Source organism: Parachryseolinea silvisoli (assembly GCF_021190955.1).
In the GTDB taxonomy this organism is placed as follows: Bacteria; Bacteroidota; Bacteroidia; order Cytophagales; family Cyclobacteriaceae; genus Ohtaekwangia; species Ohtaekwangia silvisoli.
In genome coordinates this window covers 597,671-615,010 of the sequence record NZ_JAIOAO010000002.1, presented here as the reverse complement: position 1 = coordinate 615,010, position 17,340 = coordinate 597,671, and the positions used below count along the sequence as shown (strand labels likewise).

General features: G+C 49.9%; 15 protein-coding genes. 9 read left to right on the top strand and 6 right to left on the bottom strand.

Features of this window, described 5'->3' with window-relative positions; translation table 11 throughout:
- The first annotated feature begins 51 nt into the window (after nt 1–51).
- A complete protein-coding gene (locus tag K7P01_RS12375) occupies nt 52–1,635 on the top strand; it encodes a TolB-like translocation protein (RefSeq protein ID WP_267293370.1) in 1,584 nt (527 codons plus the stop codon).
- Between the two features lie 19 nt (nt 1,636–1,654).
- Here K7P01_RS12375 and K7P01_RS12370 read toward each other — a convergent pair whose 3' ends face one another.
- Nucleotides 1,655–2,209, bottom strand: coding sequence for a DUF2911 domain-containing protein (locus K7P01_RS12370; protein WP_267293368.1), 555 nt, complete (start codon nt 2,207–2,209; stop codon nt 1,655–1,657).
- Between the two features lie 113 nt (nt 2,210–2,322).
- On the opposite strand from K7P01_RS12370, the gene K7P01_RS12365 reads away from it, so the two are divergent.
- Genes K7P01_RS12365 through K7P01_RS12355 form a run of 3 tightly spaced genes read left to right on the top strand, consistent with a single transcriptional unit; the run spans nt 2,323 to nt 4,297 of the window.
- On the top strand, nt 2,323–2,445 hold the full coding sequence (locus K7P01_RS12365; protein ID WP_267293366.1) for a hypothetical protein: 123 nt from the start codon (nt 2,323–2,325) through the stop codon (nt 2,443–2,445).
- 23 nt (nt 2,446–2,468) lie between these two features.
- Entirely contained in the window at nt 2,469–3,011 is a 543-nt protein-coding gene (locus tag K7P01_RS12360) for an LOG family protein (protein ID WP_267293364.1), read from the top strand.
- Nucleotides 3,012–3,064: 53 nt separating this feature from the next.
- The gene (locus tag K7P01_RS12355) at nt 3,065–4,297 is read left to right on the top strand and encodes an aspartyl protease family protein (protein WP_267293363.1); all 1,233 of its coding nucleotides are present in this window, start codon (nt 3,065–3,067) and stop codon (nt 4,295–4,297) included.
- A gap of 73 nt (nt 4,298–4,370) precedes the next feature.
- On the opposite strand, the gene K7P01_RS12350 is transcribed toward K7P01_RS12355, so the two are convergent.
- A complete protein-coding gene (locus K7P01_RS12350) occupies nt 4,371–4,844 on the bottom strand; it encodes a hypothetical protein (RefSeq protein ID WP_267293361.1) in 474 nt (157 codons plus the stop codon).
- A gap of 115 nt (nt 4,845–4,959) precedes the next feature.
- Between K7P01_RS12350 and K7P01_RS12345 the strand changes: the two genes are divergently transcribed.
- Nucleotides 4,960–6,081 carry an NAD(P)/FAD-dependent oxidoreductase gene (locus K7P01_RS12345; RefSeq protein WP_267293359.1) on the top strand — a complete coding sequence of 374 codons (1,122 nt, stop codon included), beginning with the start codon at nt 4,960–4,962 and terminating at the stop codon, nt 6,079–6,081.
- Nucleotides 6,082–6,146: 65 nt separating this feature from the next.
- Nucleotides 6,147–7,169, top strand: coding sequence for a sugar phosphate isomerase/epimerase family protein (locus tag K7P01_RS12340; protein WP_397311100.1), 1,023 nt, complete (start codon nt 6,147–6,149; stop codon nt 7,167–7,169).
- 4 nt (nt 7,170–7,173) lie between these two features.
- Here the strand turns inward: K7P01_RS12340 and K7P01_RS12335 are convergent, their stop codons facing one another.
- Entirely contained in the window at nt 7,174–8,079 is a 906-nt protein-coding gene (locus K7P01_RS12335) for a UbiA family prenyltransferase (protein ID WP_267293357.1), read from the bottom strand.
- A 17-nt stretch (nt 8,080–8,096) separates the two neighbouring features.
- Nucleotides 8,097–9,473, bottom strand: coding sequence for a DNA repair protein RadA (gene radA, locus K7P01_RS12330; RefSeq protein ID WP_267293355.1), 1,377 nt, complete (start codon nt 9,471–9,473; stop codon nt 8,097–8,099).
- A gap of 109 nt (nt 9,474–9,582) precedes the next feature.
- Here radA and K7P01_RS12325 point away from each other — a divergent pair, with 109 nt between their 5' ends.
- The 3 genes from K7P01_RS12325 (at nt 9,583) to K7P01_RS12315 (ending at nt 14,507) form a co-directional block, all read left to right on the top strand.
- On the top strand, nt 9,583–11,526 hold the full coding sequence (locus K7P01_RS12325) for a transglutaminase domain-containing protein (RefSeq protein ID WP_267293353.1): 1,944 nt from the start codon (nt 9,583–9,585) through the stop codon (nt 11,524–11,526).
- 5 nt (nt 11,527–11,531) lie between these two features.
- On the top strand, nt 11,532–13,448 hold the full coding sequence (locus tag K7P01_RS12320) for a DUF3857 domain-containing transglutaminase family protein (RefSeq protein WP_267293351.1): 1,917 nt from the start codon (nt 11,532–11,534) through the stop codon (nt 13,446–13,448).
- A gap of 225 nt (nt 13,449–13,673) precedes the next feature.
- The gene (locus K7P01_RS12315) at nt 13,674–14,507 is read left to right on the top strand and encodes a hypothetical protein (protein WP_267293349.1); all 834 of its coding nucleotides are present in this window, start codon (nt 13,674–13,676) and stop codon (nt 14,505–14,507) included.
- Between the two features lie 11 nt (nt 14,508–14,518).
- On the opposite strand, the gene K7P01_RS12310 is transcribed toward K7P01_RS12315, so the two are convergent.
- Together K7P01_RS12310 and K7P01_RS12305 are read right to left on the bottom strand one after the other, a co-directional pair.
- Nucleotides 14,519–15,226 (bottom strand): OmpA family protein, encoded by a 708-nt coding sequence (locus tag K7P01_RS12310; RefSeq protein WP_267293347.1) that lies wholly within the window; start codon nt 15,224–15,226, stop codon nt 14,519–14,521.
- 11 nt (nt 15,227–15,237) lie between these two features.
- Nucleotides 15,238–17,271, bottom strand: a complete 2,034-nt coding sequence (locus K7P01_RS12305) for an OmpA family protein (RefSeq protein WP_267293345.1) — start codon at nt 17,269–17,271, stop codon at nt 15,238–15,240.
- Nucleotides 17,272–17,340: the final 69 nt, after the last annotated feature.

Genomic DNA, 17,340 nt, shown 5'->3' with positions numbered 1-17,340 from the left:
GTAATTTTAGCTAATCCATTCTATTTCCCGGTTTCTATTGGTATTCACCCTATGACAAAAACTCCTCTTCTTTTCCTGCTGCTAGGCTTAACGGCGTTGCCGGCCTGTGCCCAATCCAAGGTGCGCAAGTTGCCCGGCATTATCAACCACCCGTCGCTTGACGTGTCGTCGCCCTATATCAGCCATGATGGCAATGCACTGCTTTTTGTCTCGAACAGTGGTCAGGATGGCGCGCTGGCAGTCATGTATACGTCGCGTGAAACAGATTGGTCTACCCCAGTGGAATTGCCCAAGCACCTCAGTACGCGTCTCAATTTTTTCCAGGGCTATGCGCTCAGCGCCGATGGCAGAAAGCTATACTTTACTTGTGCCAAATCGCCCGTGGTAGGCGGTTATGATATTTTTGTTTCGGAACTGAAGGGAACGACCTGGAGCACACCGGAAAATTTTGGGGCGCCCATCAACTCCAAAACCAACGATGGCTGTCCGTCGTTTACCCCCGATGGCAGCGCACTATACTTTATGCGGTGCGACAAAATGGACCAGCGTAAAGCCGGTGGTTGCCAGATTTTCCGCACGGTAAAAAAATCAAATGGTCAATGGGAAGAACCCGTGGCGCTGCCAGCGTCGATCAATACCGGCAACGCTCAGGCCCCACGCATTATGGCCGATGGCGAGACGCTGATCTTTTCGTCTGACAAAGCCGGTGGTAAAGGCGGCATGGACCTGTATATGTCACGCCTGAAGAATGGTAGCTGGTCAGCACCGGCGCCGCTGGATTTTGTCAATACAGCCGAAGACGATCAATATGTAAGCGTGGCGGCACTCGGGCGATATCTATTGAAAGAAGCCCCAGGCACCCGTAACAATCGCGAGATCACAGAATTCCTGATACCAGACAATCTCCGGCCGAAAGGTATTATGAAACTGGAAGGCAAAATATCGGATGCCTCGGGTGCAGCTACGCCCGCCTATCTTTCCGTGTCTGATATGACTACGGGCAAACGCGTTTATAGCGGCCGCCCCGCGAGCGATGGTTCGTATTACGTTTACTTGCCCGAAGGGACACGATATGAATTGTCGGTTGATCCGGAGCAAAGTCAGGTGTCGTACTTCTCGCGGCAGTTGGATTTGACAGGTGACAAGGTGCCGCAAAAAGAGAAAGTAAATGTGACGTTAAAACAGCCGGCTGTGGGTGACGAAATCGTGTTGGATGGCGTGCAATTTAAGCCTTCTTCCAGTACGCTGCAGGCTACGTCTGACAATGCCTTGAAACAACTGGCACGCCTCATAAAAGCGAACCCCGGATTTAAGTTTGAGATTCAGGTATTGCTGAGCGGCTACGTGGAAGATGCCAACCGGTCGTCGGCCGACCTGACGGAAATTTCGGTCGATTCGATCCATACAAAATATGACGACATCGATTCATTGGGGCAGCTGTACAAGCGCGACACGATTATGGTCAAGAAGCTTTTCCACAATGACCGCACGCAGGCGCAAGCCCAGGCGATTATCAACTACCTGGTGTCGCAGGGTGCTTCCCCGGGAAGCTTTACCTATTTCGTTAACGCCATTCCGGCGGCGTTGCCGGAAAACAAAAAGCTTACCATAAAGGCGGTGGTTAGAAAAGGATGATGGATTGCCGGGGCGGGGCTTAGTAGGCAAAGGGTACGGCGACGAGGGTCTTGTCCCACATCAGCACCATTTCCACCTCTTCGCCCAGCTTTTCAAAAGCAATAGTGAATTGTTCGAATTCGCGGTCCTGCAGGACGGGATGTACCTGTACCTGGAGCACGTCGCGGTCGGGTGAGCGGTTTGCTTCACCATCGGAGCTGACGCCCCACTGGCCGTATTCGCTGTTAAAGATGATGGTCCAGGTGTCTTCGCCGGGAATGGTCCAGAGCGAGTACCTGCCTTTGCGAAGGGTTTTGCCTTCGAATTTGAGGTCTTGCGAGGTTTGGAAGGTGGTGGCTTCGTTGGCGCCGGTACGCCATACTTTGCCATAGGGCACCAGTCCGCCGTAGATAACACGGCCTTTTTTGAAGGGCCGGTTATAAAAGACGTTGATGGTGAGCTTGTTTTGGCTGAAGACGACCTCCTCTTCCGGACTAAAAGACTTAGTCTGCTTTTTCATGTAATACATGGTCGCCCACCCTAAAATAATCAGGACGGCCACGGCCAGTCCGGAGATGATCAGAAACTTTTTCATACAGAAAGACAAGGGTTTCCGACCCAATTATTGCGACCGAAACATTTTTTACTGGTTCTGATGCAAAATACTGGGACACGCCCTATTTTTACGAGCCTAAAATTAATAAAGTTATGGACTTCGCATCTTGGTGGCCTTTTTATGTTGTGATCGCACTTTTTATTCTGGCGATCGTGTCCCCTTGGATCTTCCCCAATAAAATGGTGAGCAAGAACAAGCACGACAACAAATTCTAATCCCCACACGGGATTTTCCCCTTATGAACATCTGTGTTTTCTGCGGCTCGCGGCGTGGCCACGCTGTGGCGTACGAAGCGGCGGCAAAAACATTTGGCAGTTTGTTGGCACAAGAGGGCCACACGCTAGTATACGGAGGCGGCAACGTTGGGTTAATGGGCGTAGTGGCCGATGCTGTCTTAGCCGGTGGCGGTAAGGTCATTGGCGTCATCCCTGATTTCTTATTGAAGCTCGAGGTCGGGCATCGAAATGTTACCACCCTGGAGGTAGTAGACACGATGCACGCCCGCAAAAAGCGCATGGCCGATCTTTCGGATGCCTTTGTTGCCATGCCGGGCGGCTGGGGCACGTTGGACGAACTGGCGGAAATTCTCACCTGGAAACAACTCGGCCTGATCACACAACCTGTGGGACTGCTGAACACGCGTGAATTTTTTGATCCGTTGTTAGCACAAATGCAATGGATGGTGAGCGAGGGCTTTCTGGACGCCGATCAATTGGCGGTACTCCTCCGCGAAAACACACCCGAAACACTTTTATCTGCTATCCGCACCGCAATACGATAGGACATTCGCGTAATTCCCTTATCTTACCAGTAAACCTTCTGGCCAGACACGTTATGATCAGGAATTTTCTGGTTTCTGTTTTGTTTTGCTATGGTATTTTTCCTGCGGCCGCACAGAATTTAGGATTTTCCATTGTCGACGGCCAACGGAAGGTACAGATGCCCATCGAGATCTATAACAACCTGGTGGTTTTACCGGTTGTGTTAAATGGAACCTTGCCGCTGAAGTTTATTCTCGATACGGGTGTGCGCACGGCCATTCTTACGCAAAAGACTTTTTCGGATATTCTTAACCTGCCGTACTCCCGTCGATATACTATCTCCGGTCCGGGTGGTGAAAAACTTGTTGACGCGTATGTGACCAACAATGTAACGATCGAGCTGCCTGGCATTATGGGACGTGGCCACGCCATGCTGGTGCTGGAGGAGGACTACTTGCAGCTGCGCAACTATATGGGTACCGACGTGCATGGCATTTTAGGCTATGAGCTATTCAGCCGTTTTATTGTGCAGGTAGATTATGAGAAGAAAGTGTTGACGCTCACGCTCCCGGAATATTTCCGCAAACCGCGCAAGTACCAGACGCTGCCGATGAAGATTGAAGACACGAAACCCTACATCATCACGCCGGTGGTGCTGCAAGACGGTACGTCGTTTAACGCCAAGCTGCTGATGGACTCGGGTGCAAGCCATGGGTTGTTGTTAGACCCTACGACGGACAGCCGCATTCAGGCGCCGGCGCATGTGATTAGCAGTGTGATTGGTCGCGGGTTGGGTGGCGAGATCACCGGAAAGGTGGGCCGCATTCGATCGATCGAAATCGGGTCGTATAAATTGATGAATGCCATCGCGAATTTTCCCGACCCCAATAGTTATACCGATACCTTAAAGACGGGTAATATTTTTCGGAACGGCGCCGTGGGTGGCGAGATCATGAGCCGCTTTAGCATCATCTTTAATTTTCCGAAAGAAGAAATATACCTGCGCAAAAATTCGTCGTTCAAAAAAGGATTTCATTATAACCTGAGCGGGCTCATCTTAAAGGCACGGGGCTCGCAGTTAAACATCTTTGAGATTTCGGAAGTGCGCAAGGAGTCGGCCGCTGATAAGGCTGGTTTGCTGGCCGGCGATGTTATTCTCAGCATTAACGGTGTGATGACGCAGTATCTGAGTCTTAACCACGTGAACGGGTTTTTTAACAGCAAGCCGCGTAAGAAGATCCGGTTGGAGATTAACCGCAGGGGTGAGCGTATGCGAAAAGAGTTTACGTTGGAGGACCAGATTTAAACCAGTGTGAGCGTGAGCGCGAAGATGTTCCGTTCTTCTTCGCGCTCACGTTGTTTTTGGCAACCTCTTTTGCTTAGATCAGTTTACCGATCTGTTTTTTGCGTTTTTGGTATGCCTGGTACAGGTACAGTTGTGTGCGACGGAACTTCAGGGAGTTCTTCACGGTGTTGTACAGTGCGTCGGCGGAGAGGTTTTGTTTGAGCAGATAGTCCAATGCAGCACCTGAGCCTGCGGCTTCGTGGTAGTTGGAGTTTTTCAGGACGGTGATGGGGATATCCTTCGTCTTGCGATTGTTTGTCAACTCGCTGACGGTCTCACGCAATTGTAAGTTGCCGAGGTTGTCGTCGATAAAAATGAAGTTTGGATTAAAACGTATCAGTCGTTCGAGAATACTTTTGAGGTCGAACGCAATTTCCGTAATGATCTTCTTGTCACGTACTTGTTGTAGCTTTTCCAATACAACACTGAGCTCGATTGGGTTGTTGCCAATCAACAGGACGTTCAAAGGTTTGGTGGCCTCAGCCGGTATAGTTGTTTCCATAGACATGCTAACTGTGGGTCGTAACAACATCTAACGTAAAAAGCCTCCCGAAAAGATTCTATTCCCGCGGAAATATTTTTTTGACTGCCCGGTTTTCCCCTTTTCGTATTATTTTGAGGGAATGGCAGAAGATAAGATCATCATTATTGGCGGAGGTCTCGGTGGACTCATTGCCTCTCTCCGGTTGGCGGAGGCTGGTATTCCATCGATTGTAATAGAAAAGCGCACGTATCCGCAACAACGTGTGTGCGGTGAATACATCTCGCACGAGGTCTCCCCATTTTTGAAATCGCTGCGTGTGTATCCGGAAAGTTTACATCCTGCACAAATCAGCCGTTTTCAACTTTCGTCGGTTACCGGGCGCTCGGCGGTATTGCCGCTGGACCTGGGTGGCTTTGGTGTGAGCCGCTATGCGTTTGACAACTTTTTGTATACACGTGCGCGCGAAGCAGGGGTGAAATTTTTACTTGACACCGAAGTACACGCGGTGCATTTTGCCAACGACCGTTTTGAAGTAAAGACGGCTGACCGATCGTTCGAAGCGCGTGTAGTGATTGGGGCCTTTGGCAAGCGGTCGCGCATCGATGTGCAGCTGAAAAGATCGTTTGTACAAAAGCGATCGCCGTATGTGGGTGTGAAATACCATGTGCGCGTGGAACATCAGCACGACTTGATTGCGCTGCATAATTTTCCCGGCGGCTATTGTGGTATGAGTCATGTAGAGGATGGTAAAGTAAATCTCTGTTACCTGACACACCGTGATAACCTGAAGGCATATGGCAACATTCGTGATATGGAACACGGTGTGCTATATCAAAACCCCTTGCTGCGCGACATCTTTATGGGAGCGGAGTTTCTTTCGGCCAAACCGGAGACGATTAATGAAATATCCTTTGAGACCAAACAGCCGGTGGAGGATCATATATTCATGCTGGGTGATGCCGCGGGTATGATCACACCGTTGTGTGGCAATGGCATGGCCATGGCCATTCGTTCGGCGAAGATCCTGACGGACCTGTTGATACCGTATTACCGTAGCGCGACTCCCAACCGGGCGGCATTGGAGAAACTATATACCGCACAATGGCGTGCGCAGTTCGCGGTGCATTTGTGGCGGGGCCGGCAGATACAACGGCTGTTTGGAAGTGAGACGGCTTCGCGCCTGGCGATTGGTCTGGTGTTACATGTACGGCCGCTGGCGAAGGCCATTGTGCGGAGTACACACGGTTCGGTGTTTGCTTAGCGTTACGCTTGTGTGGTTATCTGTTAGGAAGTTCTTATATTCCGTAGCACAAAATTCTTACAACCATGCGTAACGAAACCAACCGAAGAAATTTTATCCGCTCACTGGGACTTATTACCGCCGGTGTAACGGTAGGGCCTTCTTTCCTGGCATCTTGTACGGGCAAGCCTACACCAGAAACTAAACTTGCAGACTCCACCGCTACTACTATGGAAAAACCAAAGGAATTATTTTTCAAAATTTCATTAGCACAGTGGTCGCTGCATCCGGCGCTCTTCGGGGGACAGTTAAACAATCTTGATTTCCCTGCGAAAGCCAAAAACGATTTTGGTATTTCCGCTGTAGAGTATGTCAACCAGTTCTTTAAAGATAAAGCGAAAGACCAGGCTTACCTGGCTGATCTGAAGAAACGCTGCGACGACCTCGGCGTGACCAGCGTACTGATCATGTGCGACGGCGAAGGTGACCTCGGTGATGTCGACCCCAAGAAACGCAAGCAGGCTGTGGAGAACCATTATAAGTGGGTAGAGGCTGCCAAGTTCCTGGGTTGTCATTCCATTCGCGTAAACGCTGCGGGCGAAGGCAAGCGCGAGGAAGTGGCCAAGTCCGCCACGGATGGGTTACGTCAACTGTCGGAGTTTGCCAAGCCGCACAACATCGGTGTGATCGTGGAGAACCACGGTGGCTTCTCGTCTGACGGCCAATGGCTGAGTGGTGTAATCTCCGGCACGGGAATGGACAACTGCGGCACATTGCCTGACTTCGGCAACTTCTGCGTTAATCGTACGAAGCCCGAGGCCAACACGATGGAGGCGTGGATGAAGACCAAGTGTCTGGAAGAATACGATCGTTATAAAGGCACGCAGGAGCTGATGCCATTTGCCAAGGGCGTGAGCGCGAAGACGCACGACTTTGATGAACAGGGCAACTGCGTGGAGACGGACTACAGCAAAATGCTGCAGATCGTGAAGGCGGCTGGCTATACAGGTTACGTCGGCATAGAGTATGAAGGCACCAAGCTGTCGCCGGAAGAGGGCATTCGCGCCACGAAGGCGTTGCTGGAGCGCGTGGGTGCTACCATCTCATAATGTGTTAGAAAAGTTGAGTCAGCTGGGTCGAGTCCAGCAACAGGTATATAAAGAATGCATTTAGACATGTGGCTGAAATAAAATTCAGCCACATGGTCGATGCATGGTTAGCCCGCGATTCATCCCGCCATACCCGCCAGAACCACGCGAGGAAAAACAAGACCACGGGCGACAGCGCCGCCACGAAGATAAACTCGTAACCCTGGCCAGGATAAAAAGAATAGAAGTACGCTATGAACCCGGCGGTGACCAGTGTAAAGACTCCTCCTACAAACCAGAATGTGCCGCGCACACCCAGCATGCGGCTAAAAGTATGGTCGCCACGCTTGCCGTCTTCCTCATGTTGATATACTTGCGTAATGGGATAGGTGCCCAACAACTGGGCCGTGCTGAGCAGGCCGGGGATCAACACCGTTGGTTTCAGGGCGTTTTCCAATGGAAACCGGTTTATGCCCACGTAGCACATGACGAATGTAAAAAGCCCCTGGAACAGTCCAACGATCAACCAACTGGCGACGGGGTATTTTTTTAATCGTACAGCCGGGTGGCTATACGCTTTTGAGATGAGCCCGTAGATGAATATCAATATGGCGAAGGTGATGCTGATCTTGACCACGGCCAGTACGATAGTGATGAGGTCAAACAATAAGGACAGGTAGTATAGCCCGAGGTTTACTTTGGGTGGATTCTTGAGGCCGCCAATGCTTTTCTCGTCTTTGTCGAAGTAGCTGTTGTATCCGTTGCTGGCGGGGTATAAAAAGAGGTGCACGATCAGGAACGTCCACAGCAGCGGGTTGGGGCTGATGTTGGGCGAGACGGCGAGGCTGAATAAAAATACCGGCAACAGGTAGTATGAGAAGGGTATGCGCAGGTGCAGCCAGGCGGATCGTGAAAACAGGGAGCGTATCATGCTGTTTGCGGATATGATTAACCAAAAAGATCCTGGAAGACATCCGTCAATTTGGCAAAAGCCTTTACCTGGATGCGGGTCTTCTTGAGATCGAGGGACTTCTGGCTGAATTTAGAGACGTATATTTCTTCAAAGCCCAGTTTCTCGGCTTCTGAAATGCGCTGGTCGACCTTATTCACGGTGCGCAACTCGCCTCCGAGGCCGATCTCGGCGGCAAAGCAGATCTTGTCGGATACAGGTATTTCTTCCATCGAGGAGATGATCGAAATACAGACGGCCAGGTCGATAGCAGGGTCTTCTACTTTTATACCGCCAGCCATGTTGAGGAATACATCTTGTGTGCCCATGCGGAAGCCGCAGCGTTTTTCGAGCACGGCCAGTAACATGTTCAGGCGTTTCTGGTCATAGCCGGTAGGCGTACGTTGTGGCGTGCCGTAGGAGGCGGGGCTGACGAGGGACTGAATCTCGATCAAGAGGGGTCGGTTGCCTTCGATGGTGGCGCCAATGGTTACGCCGCTTAATTGGCCTTCCTTCTGCGAGATTAAAATCTCCGAGGGGTTTGATACTTCGCGCAGGCCGGTGCCGAGCATTTCGTAGATGCCAATTTCGGAGGTGGAGCCAAAACGATTTTTCGTCGTGCGCAAAATGCGATAGGCCAGGTGGCGGTCGCCTTCAAATTGCAGTACGGTATCGACCATGTGTTCCAGCACTTTTGGTCCTGCCAGCAAACCATCCTTGGTGATGTGGCCGATCAGAAATACGGGTATGCCGGTTTCCTTGGCGAATTTCATCATCTCGCCGGCACATTGGCGTACCTGGCCAACGCTGCCTGCGGCGGAGTCCATCACGGGCGAGTATAGGGTTTGGATGGAGTCGATGATGACGAGTTGCGGCAACACAGCGTCGATGGCCAGGAATATATTCTTGGTATTCGTTTCGGTCAGGACAAAGAAGTTTTGCGAGCTGTGGCCAATGCGGTCGGCGCGCATTTTTATTTGTTGTTCGCTTTCTTCGCCCGATACGTAGAGTATCCGCAGGGATTTCATCCCCAGGCCTACCTGTAACATCAGTGTTGATTTGCCAATTCCGGGTTCACCGCCGATTAGTACAAGTGAGCCGGGTACGATGCCGTCACCCAACACCCGGTTTAGCTCCTGGTCGCCGGCGTTGACGCGAATTTCGCGCGAAGATTCTACTTCGTGTAGTGCCTTTGCTTTTACGGTTTTCTGCCGGCCATTGTCCTGACGCCAATCATTTTTATTATTGCTGTCGTCCTTGGTTACAACTTCTTCCGCAAATGTATTCCATTCGTTACAAGAGGGACACTTGCCGAGCCATTTTGCTGATTCATACCCACAGTTCTGACAAAAGAATCCTGTTTTTATTTTGGCCAATGTGATTTAATTAAGATTATAGGATTACCCCATTACAAAAGTAGCGATAAAGTAGCTCGATTTCCGTAAACTTACATAACCAAAAAAGTCTAATCTAATCTGTAGTTGTATGAAGGCATTAATCTTCGGGCTTCACCTGGCCCTGTTGGCGCCGCTATGTGCGGTGGCTCAAAAATCCCCTATTAAGTTTGGCGAAATTCCAATGGATGACATGACGATGAAGACCTATAATAAGGACTCTTCGGCATCGGCGGTAATCCTATCGGATTATGGCGAAGCGTACGTTACTGTCACTACGATCAATGCGTCGCTGAGCTTTGAACGGCATGTACGCATCAAAATTCTGAAAAAAGATGGGTTTGATTTGGCGGATGTTGAGATACCACTTTTCCGCGAAGGCACTGAGGAGGAACGCGTTACCAAATTGAAAGCCACTACCTACAATTTGGAGAATGGAAAAATTGTTGAGACCGATCTTTCCAAGGATGGCATTTTCAAAGAAAAGTTTAACCGGAATGTTAACCTGCAAAAGTTTACTTTCCCCAATGTAAAGGAGGGTTCGGTGCTGGAGTATTCCTACACCCTGACTTCGGGGTTTATTACCAACTTTCCTGATTGGCAATTTCAATATAAAGTTCCAGTTCGCTGGAGTGAATATTGGGCGTTGTTTCCGGAGTTTTTCATATTCGAGAAGTATATGCAGGGTTACATCGCCCCTGCAGTATACGAAGTAAAGAATAAAAATAGTACGGACTTCCGCATCGACGGACACCATTGGGTGATGAAAGATGTGCCGGCATTTAAAGACGAGCCGTTCATCACGTGTAAGAACGACTATGTCTCTAAGATAAATCTGGCGCTTTCGCATATCAACTTCCCTGGAAAGCCAGTTCAGGAGATTATGGGCACGTGGGAAAAGCTCAATACAAATCTGTTGGAGAGCGAAGCTTTTGGTAAGACGATAACAGGTTCGAATTTCTTAAAAAAGAAGGCGGAAGAACTCACGGTGGGCGTGACCGACCCCCAGCAGAAAGTGGCTGCTATTTTTAGCTATGTTCAAAAGTCGGTGGAGTGGACGGGCACCAAGGATTTCTATGCGGATAATCTTAAGACGATATTTGAGAATAAAAAAGGAAGCGCTGGTGACATCAATCTCGCCCTGGCTTCGATGCTTGAAAAGGTAGACATACCGGTAGAAATGGTATTATTGAGTACGCGCGACCACGGTTTTGTGCGTCAGCAGTACCCGATGTCGAGTCAGTTCAACTATGCGATTTGCTCGGTGACGTTGGGTGACAAAACCCTGTTGCTGGATGCCACTGATCGCTATTTGCCGATGGGAATCTTACCAGAGCGCTGCCTTAACAGTCACGGGTTAGTTATTTCAAAAACAAAACATCGTTGGATACCGATTCAACCGAAGGCAAAGGCGCGAACGGTGATCAGCACGGAATTGGTTCTTCACCCGACGGGTGAGCTTAAAGGCAAAATGAAATATACCCATGAGGGGTATGCCGCACGCGAATTCCGCCAGGTGTATTTCGCCAAGGGTGAACAAGAATATGTGAAGGGCTTTTTGGCAGACAAGGCGTGGGAAGTAGAGAGCAGCGAGTTTCAGAATCAAGCAGAAGTGACTCAAAGTGTGAACCAGATTCACGCCGTGAATATTAGCGAACATACAACTGTGGCGGGCGGGATGATCTACATGAATCCTTTTGTGATGGGTCAGATCAAAGAGAACGTATTTAAGTTAGAGGCTCGTGAGTATCCGGTTGACTTTGGCCGGCCGGAGGAAAAAACTTATCTGTGCCGGATCACGATACCCGAGGGGTATGCCATCGAAGAGATTCCCAAGCCCAAGGTGCTTATGCTACCGAACAATGCCGGCAAGTATACCTACAACGTCTCGCAAACAGGTAACCAATTGAATATTGTCAGCATGTTACAAATCAATCAAAGTATGTTTCCAATGGATGAGTACCCTACCCTGCGGGAGTTTTATAACCAGCTTGTCGCGAAACAGGCTGAGCAGATTGTGTTCAAGAAACTGTAATGTATATGAATAGAGTTTTCACAGTTGTATGCGGCGTGCTTTTGTGGGTATCGTCGGTGGCGAAGGATAGTCCGAAGTTTCCGGTAAGCGCCATACCGGAGGCCTTGAAGAAGGATGTGCACGTGGTGATGCGAGAAGATCAAATGGTGTTTACGATCCTGTCCAAGAGCCGGGCTACGCATCATGTCTACCAGGCCATTACGATCCTGAATGCAAATGGCAAACGCTTTGCACAAGAGACCGTCGGTTATGATAAACTCAGTAAGGTGACATCTTTTAAAGCCGCGGTATACGATGCCGAGGGTATGCTGATCAAACGCCTGAAGTCGAGCGAGATCTACGATCAAAGCGCGTATGATGGTTTTAGCCTGTATAGCGACAACCGCATCAAGGCAATCGATCTTTCGCAAAGTACGTATCCTTATACAGTAGAGATTGAATACGACGTCGAGTACAAATACCTTTTTTCCATACCCGATTTCTATGTTCTTACCCGTGAAAATTGCTCGGTGCAACACAGCAGCTGCAAGTATGTATTTCCGAAGGCCCTGGCGCCGCGGCATCGGACCTATAACATCGAGGTAAAGGCAGTGGCGGAGCCGTCGGCCGATGGCATGGAGACCCTTTCCTGGACGTTTGAGAATGTGATGCCCATTAAGCTCGATCCTATGGGACCGGATCTGGCATATGTGCTGCCACACATTGATGGGGCGCCGACGCAGTTTGAGTACGATGGTTATGTCGGCACTATGGATACCTGGGATCAGTTTGGACAGTGGGTCAGCTCGCTTAATCAGGGTCGCAATGTGCTGCCAGAGGTCACGAAACAAAAGATTCGCGCGTTAGTGGCGCAGGCGAAGACCGACGAGGAAAAGATCAAGATTCTCTACGAGTATATGCAGAGCAAGACGCGCTATGTCAGCATTCAGTTGGGGATTGGTGGCTTCCAGCCGTTTGAGGCTTCGGTTGTAGATCAAACCGGTTATGGTGATTGTAAAGCGTTGTCTAACTACATGGTGTCGATGCTGCAAGAGGTCGGTATTCCTGCGCACTACGTATTGATTCGTGCTGGTGGCGATGCCTCTCCGATGGATACAGACTTTCCCAGCTCACAGTTTAATCACGCCATTGTGGCTGTTCCGAACAAGGGCGATACGTTGTGGCTGGAGTGTACCAGCCAGACCAATCCATTTGGCTATATGGGTAGATTTACCGGCGACCGTAAGGCACTTGTGATTACCGATAAAGGCGCAAAGGTTGTCAATACTAAACGCTATCCTGCTGACAAGAATGTACAGTCGCGCATAGCCGATGTATCCGTGGAGGCCACTGGTGATGCTAAGGCAAAAGTGAAGACCACGTATCAGGGCCTCCAATACGAAAATAACTATTTGGATAACGCTGTGCATTTGCAATATGATGATCAGCGAAAATGGGTTCAGAACAATACAGAGATACCCAGCTTCGATGTGAATTCTTTCTCGTTGGTGAATCATAAGGACAAGATGCCATCGGCGGAAGTAGTATTGGATCTAAGGCTGGGGCGGTTTGCTTCGGTCAATGGTAAGCGCATTTTTCTTACGCCTAATCTTATGAACCGCTCCACGTTTGTCGCCGAGAAGGTTGATGGCCGTAAGATGCCGGTGGTTTTGGAATCGGGCTTTATCGATCTTGATACGATACGGTACCATTTGCCGGAAGGAGTCTATCCTGAGTTCTTGCCCGATCCGGTGAAAATCACATCTCGCTTTGGGGAGTATGAGTCTAGCTGCGTGCTGGATCAGCATGGCCTGCTCTACGTGCGACGGCTGAAACAGGTGAAAGGACAGTTTCCCGCGGAGTCGTACAAGGAGTTTTCGGACTTCTATAGGAGCGTTAACAGAGCCGACCATGTTAAGATAGTGTTACTATCCAAGACATAATAATTTGTTGTCCACTCGATTTAAAAGGCAGCCCTCCCCCGCGGAGAGCTGCCTTTTTTTGGCTTTGTCGGGTCCTTTTCAGTTGGAGAACTGCAAAGCAGCGTTTTTAAGCTATTTTTAATGAATCTGTAATGCTTGAATAAACCTTACGCCTTGGCTAACAAGTGCTTGCATAGTGTTACTATTCTGTTAAATTTGTTAACAGAGATTTAACACTGGCGTAATATGAGGGGATTTGTGTTGTTTTTCTTCGTGCCTGTTTTGGCACTCGCCCAGGGCCCTGGGGCTGCTTCGGGTAAAAAAGACGTGATGCACTATGTAAAGCTTTATAGTGCTGCGGACCAACAGGTAATCACGTCGCCTGCTGAACTTCCTGCCTTTATAGACAAGCTGGAGTCGAAGCGCGATAACTTCAAGCGCGACAAGTCTTTTGTAAGCTATCTTTTTACGAAAACCCACCAGAAGTATCTCCGACATTACACGTCTTATTGTTCTTTTTCTGATTTGTTGAACGAGGGTACTTACAACTGTCTGACGGGCACTGCGCTGTATGCTTTGTTGCTGGATCACTTCAACATTGCGTATCGCATTATCGAAACGAACTATCACATCTTCCTGATTGCCGAAACGAAAGAGGGCTCTATTTTGCTGGAAGCGACTGATCCGGCAAACGGCTTTGTAGAGAACGACACGGAGATTCAAAAGCGTATCGCTACTTACCGAGCGAACATTTTGCAGCGCCCCGTTGCCAGCAAGCATTATTACAATTTTAACTTCGATCTCTATAACGAAGTGACGCTTGACCAGGTGTTGGGCCTTTTGTATTATAACTATGCCATTGTGACGTACAACAAACAGGAGCTGGTTCCGACGATCTCGTATCTGGATAAGACGGTGACGTTATATCACTCCGCGCGGGTAGAAGAGTTTTCGCGCATTGTGTTGCTGTCGGTGTTGGAAAGCAACTTAGACAACACTGTAAAAGAAAACTACGTCCGTAAGCTGCAGGCTATTCGCAAGCGCCAGGTGGACGTAGTTGCGCACGCTTCCGTGCATTAAGAATCCCTCGTTTAGTTTTCCAGTATTCGTAGCTCCACGCGCCGGTTGATGCGGTGGGCTTCCGGTGTGTCTTCGCGTGAAAGAGGTTGCGTGCCGCCAAATGCTTTTGTCTTAACACGGTTCTTGGCAATCTTCTTTGATACGATGTAGTTCTTTACGGCCGCTACACGCAGTTGCGACAGACGCATGTTGTCGTTGGCGTTACCCTGATAGTCGGTGTGGCCTTCCAGCTGAATGATCATCGACGTATTCTCTTTCATCATATTTACCACTACGTCAAGTTCCGGGTATGACTCCGGATCGATCTTCGATCTACTTACCTGAAAGATGAGGTTGTTCAGGCGCATTACCTGCCCTACGGTATGTTTGCCGGTAGTGCCGTTGCTGGGGGTGAGCGGTACGTCCTGGACTACTTTCCGATTGCCATTGGCCTGGGCGGGGTCGAGCATATACCGTGCCACGGCAAAGCCTGTGGCCTCTACGGTAATGGCATACTTCTCATTGTCGAACATCGGGAACGAAAAGCTTGTGCCGTTCAGCGTGCCCAGACGGTTGCCATAGGGCAAGCTTTGATACGAGATGCGGGCGTTGATCGGTTCCTTCGTTTCGGCATTATAGATCTGCCCTTCCGCTTGTATGACGCTGTCGGCGGTCTGGCCGAAGGTGATGATCGCGACGCTATAAAGTACCAGGAAGAGCTTCACGTGCAAGGGTGCCATGATGTCGCCTATTAGAGGTTCACGATCTTAAATTCTACGCGACGGTTTTTCTGTCTTCCTTCCCTGGTTGCGTTGGTGTCAATCGGTTTGGTCTCACCAAAAAATACCGTCTTGACCTTTTCTTTTGTAACACCTTTGTCGTAGAGGTACTGCACGACACTGTTGGCGCGGCGTTTGGAAAGGTCTAAGTTATAGGGTTCGGGGCCGACAGAGTCGGTATGGCCTGCGATCTGTACATTCATTCCTGCATTGTTGTTTAGAAACGTTACGAGGCGGTTCAATTCCGGGTATGACTCCGGTTTCAGTGTGGCTTTGTCGAAATCAAAGAAGACGTTGTTCAGCACGATGACGGCCTCCGGCTGCGGCGACGTAACGATGAGCGGGCTCAGGTCGATGTTTCTCGGATCGATCACCTTGTCTGCAGTAATGCCGCGCAGGTCGAGGTTCTGGTTTTCGGAGATCTTGCCTTCGGCCTCGGTGCGAATGCCATAGCGCTGGCCGGCCGGCAAACGAATTTCATACTCGCCCGTCTGCGGATTGGATTGTGTTATACCAAGCTCTTTGCCGCTGGGCAGTTGTTCGTAGATGATCTTTGCGCCGACCGGCTTACCGGTAGTCTTGTCGATTACTTTGCCGCGCACAGTTACCCAAGGCTCAGGGCTTTTTATGATCGGCAGCTTCACGCGGAAGATGTCGGTATTAGTCTCTGTTACACCCCGCGAGTAGTACGCGAAATCACTGGAGGACGGGATGTTAAAAAACAGGTCTTCGAGAGGTGAGTTGATTTCGGGGCCCAGGTTTTCTGGCTCCGACCAATTTGTCCACGTGTCGTCCAGACGACGGGAAACATAAATATCGTTGCCGCCGTAACCGCTGAAACCCTTCGAAGAGAAGTATAGTGTTTTGTCGTCAGATGTCAGGAAGGGGCCGGATTCTTCCGCAGCGGTGTTTATCACGTCGCCGAGATTGAGCGGTTCGCTCCAGGTGCTGTCGGCGTTCATGAAGGTGATGTACAGGTCGCGGTCGCCGTGTGAGTCCGAGCGTTGTACGGACATGAGCAGCGTCTTGCGATTGTCTGCCAGGAAGTAGTTTGCCTTCTCGGCAAAGTTGTAGTCGTTTTTAATGTTAAGCGCTTTAGGCGCGCTCCAAACACCGCCTACGTTTGATGTGATGGATACGCCGGCGGACATCTTTCCCTGGTTGTCGTAGCGGTTGCCCAACACCATGATGGCCGTTTTGCCGTCGGGTGTGATTGAGCGAATGGTGTTGACAAAATTAGGGCCTTTGTTGTTGAACTGCGGCCCCATGTTTTTGGCGAGCTGCCAATGGCCGGTGGTGTCAAGCTCAGAGTACCAGATGTCTTCTTTATCGTTTACGCCGCCGACGTTTTCAGGGTGATTGCTGCGGCTGAAGTAAAGCGTCTTGCCATCGGGTGATAGCAACGGGTTCAGCTCTTTGTATTCGCTGTTGACGTTTTTGTCGAGAGCTTCGATGAGGATACCGGAGGCCAGCATTTGCATTTGCGGGATGTCAGCGATGATGGGATAGTTGGAGTCGGAGATTGCCACGGCGTCGATGCTGAAATAATCGGGCACGGCGGCACCGTCAAATTCAATCTTTACAGCGGCGACCTTATACGGTGTTTGCTCGACAAAGATGTTCAGCATACGTCCCTTGAGGGGGATGGCCATGGGGTTAAGTGTATTGATAACATATTCTTTTCCGGCAAGGTCGTAAGCCAATACGCGGAAGATAGCGCTAGGGTTATGCGACTCGGCAATGGCGATTTGCCGAATGCTGATGGGGTTTGCAAAGCCCAGTTTGAGAAACTCTTTGCGTTTGGGTTTGTCGGGTGCCCAGGCATTGGGACTTTGGCCCCCGGCGGGCAATACGTTCGGCTTGCCGAGTGCTTGCTTCGCAGAATACTGAATGGGTGTAAGCTCAGATGAAAACTCAATAACGGAAGAGGCCCATTGTACAACCTGGGCTTTCGACAGGAGGGAAAAGCCGGTGAGCAAAAGGGTAGTTATTAAAAGTCTTTTCATGCAGGAATACAGTTAAAAATTCAAAAGATAAACTTAGTTAAAATTGTGAATACGATAAAAGCCGCGAGG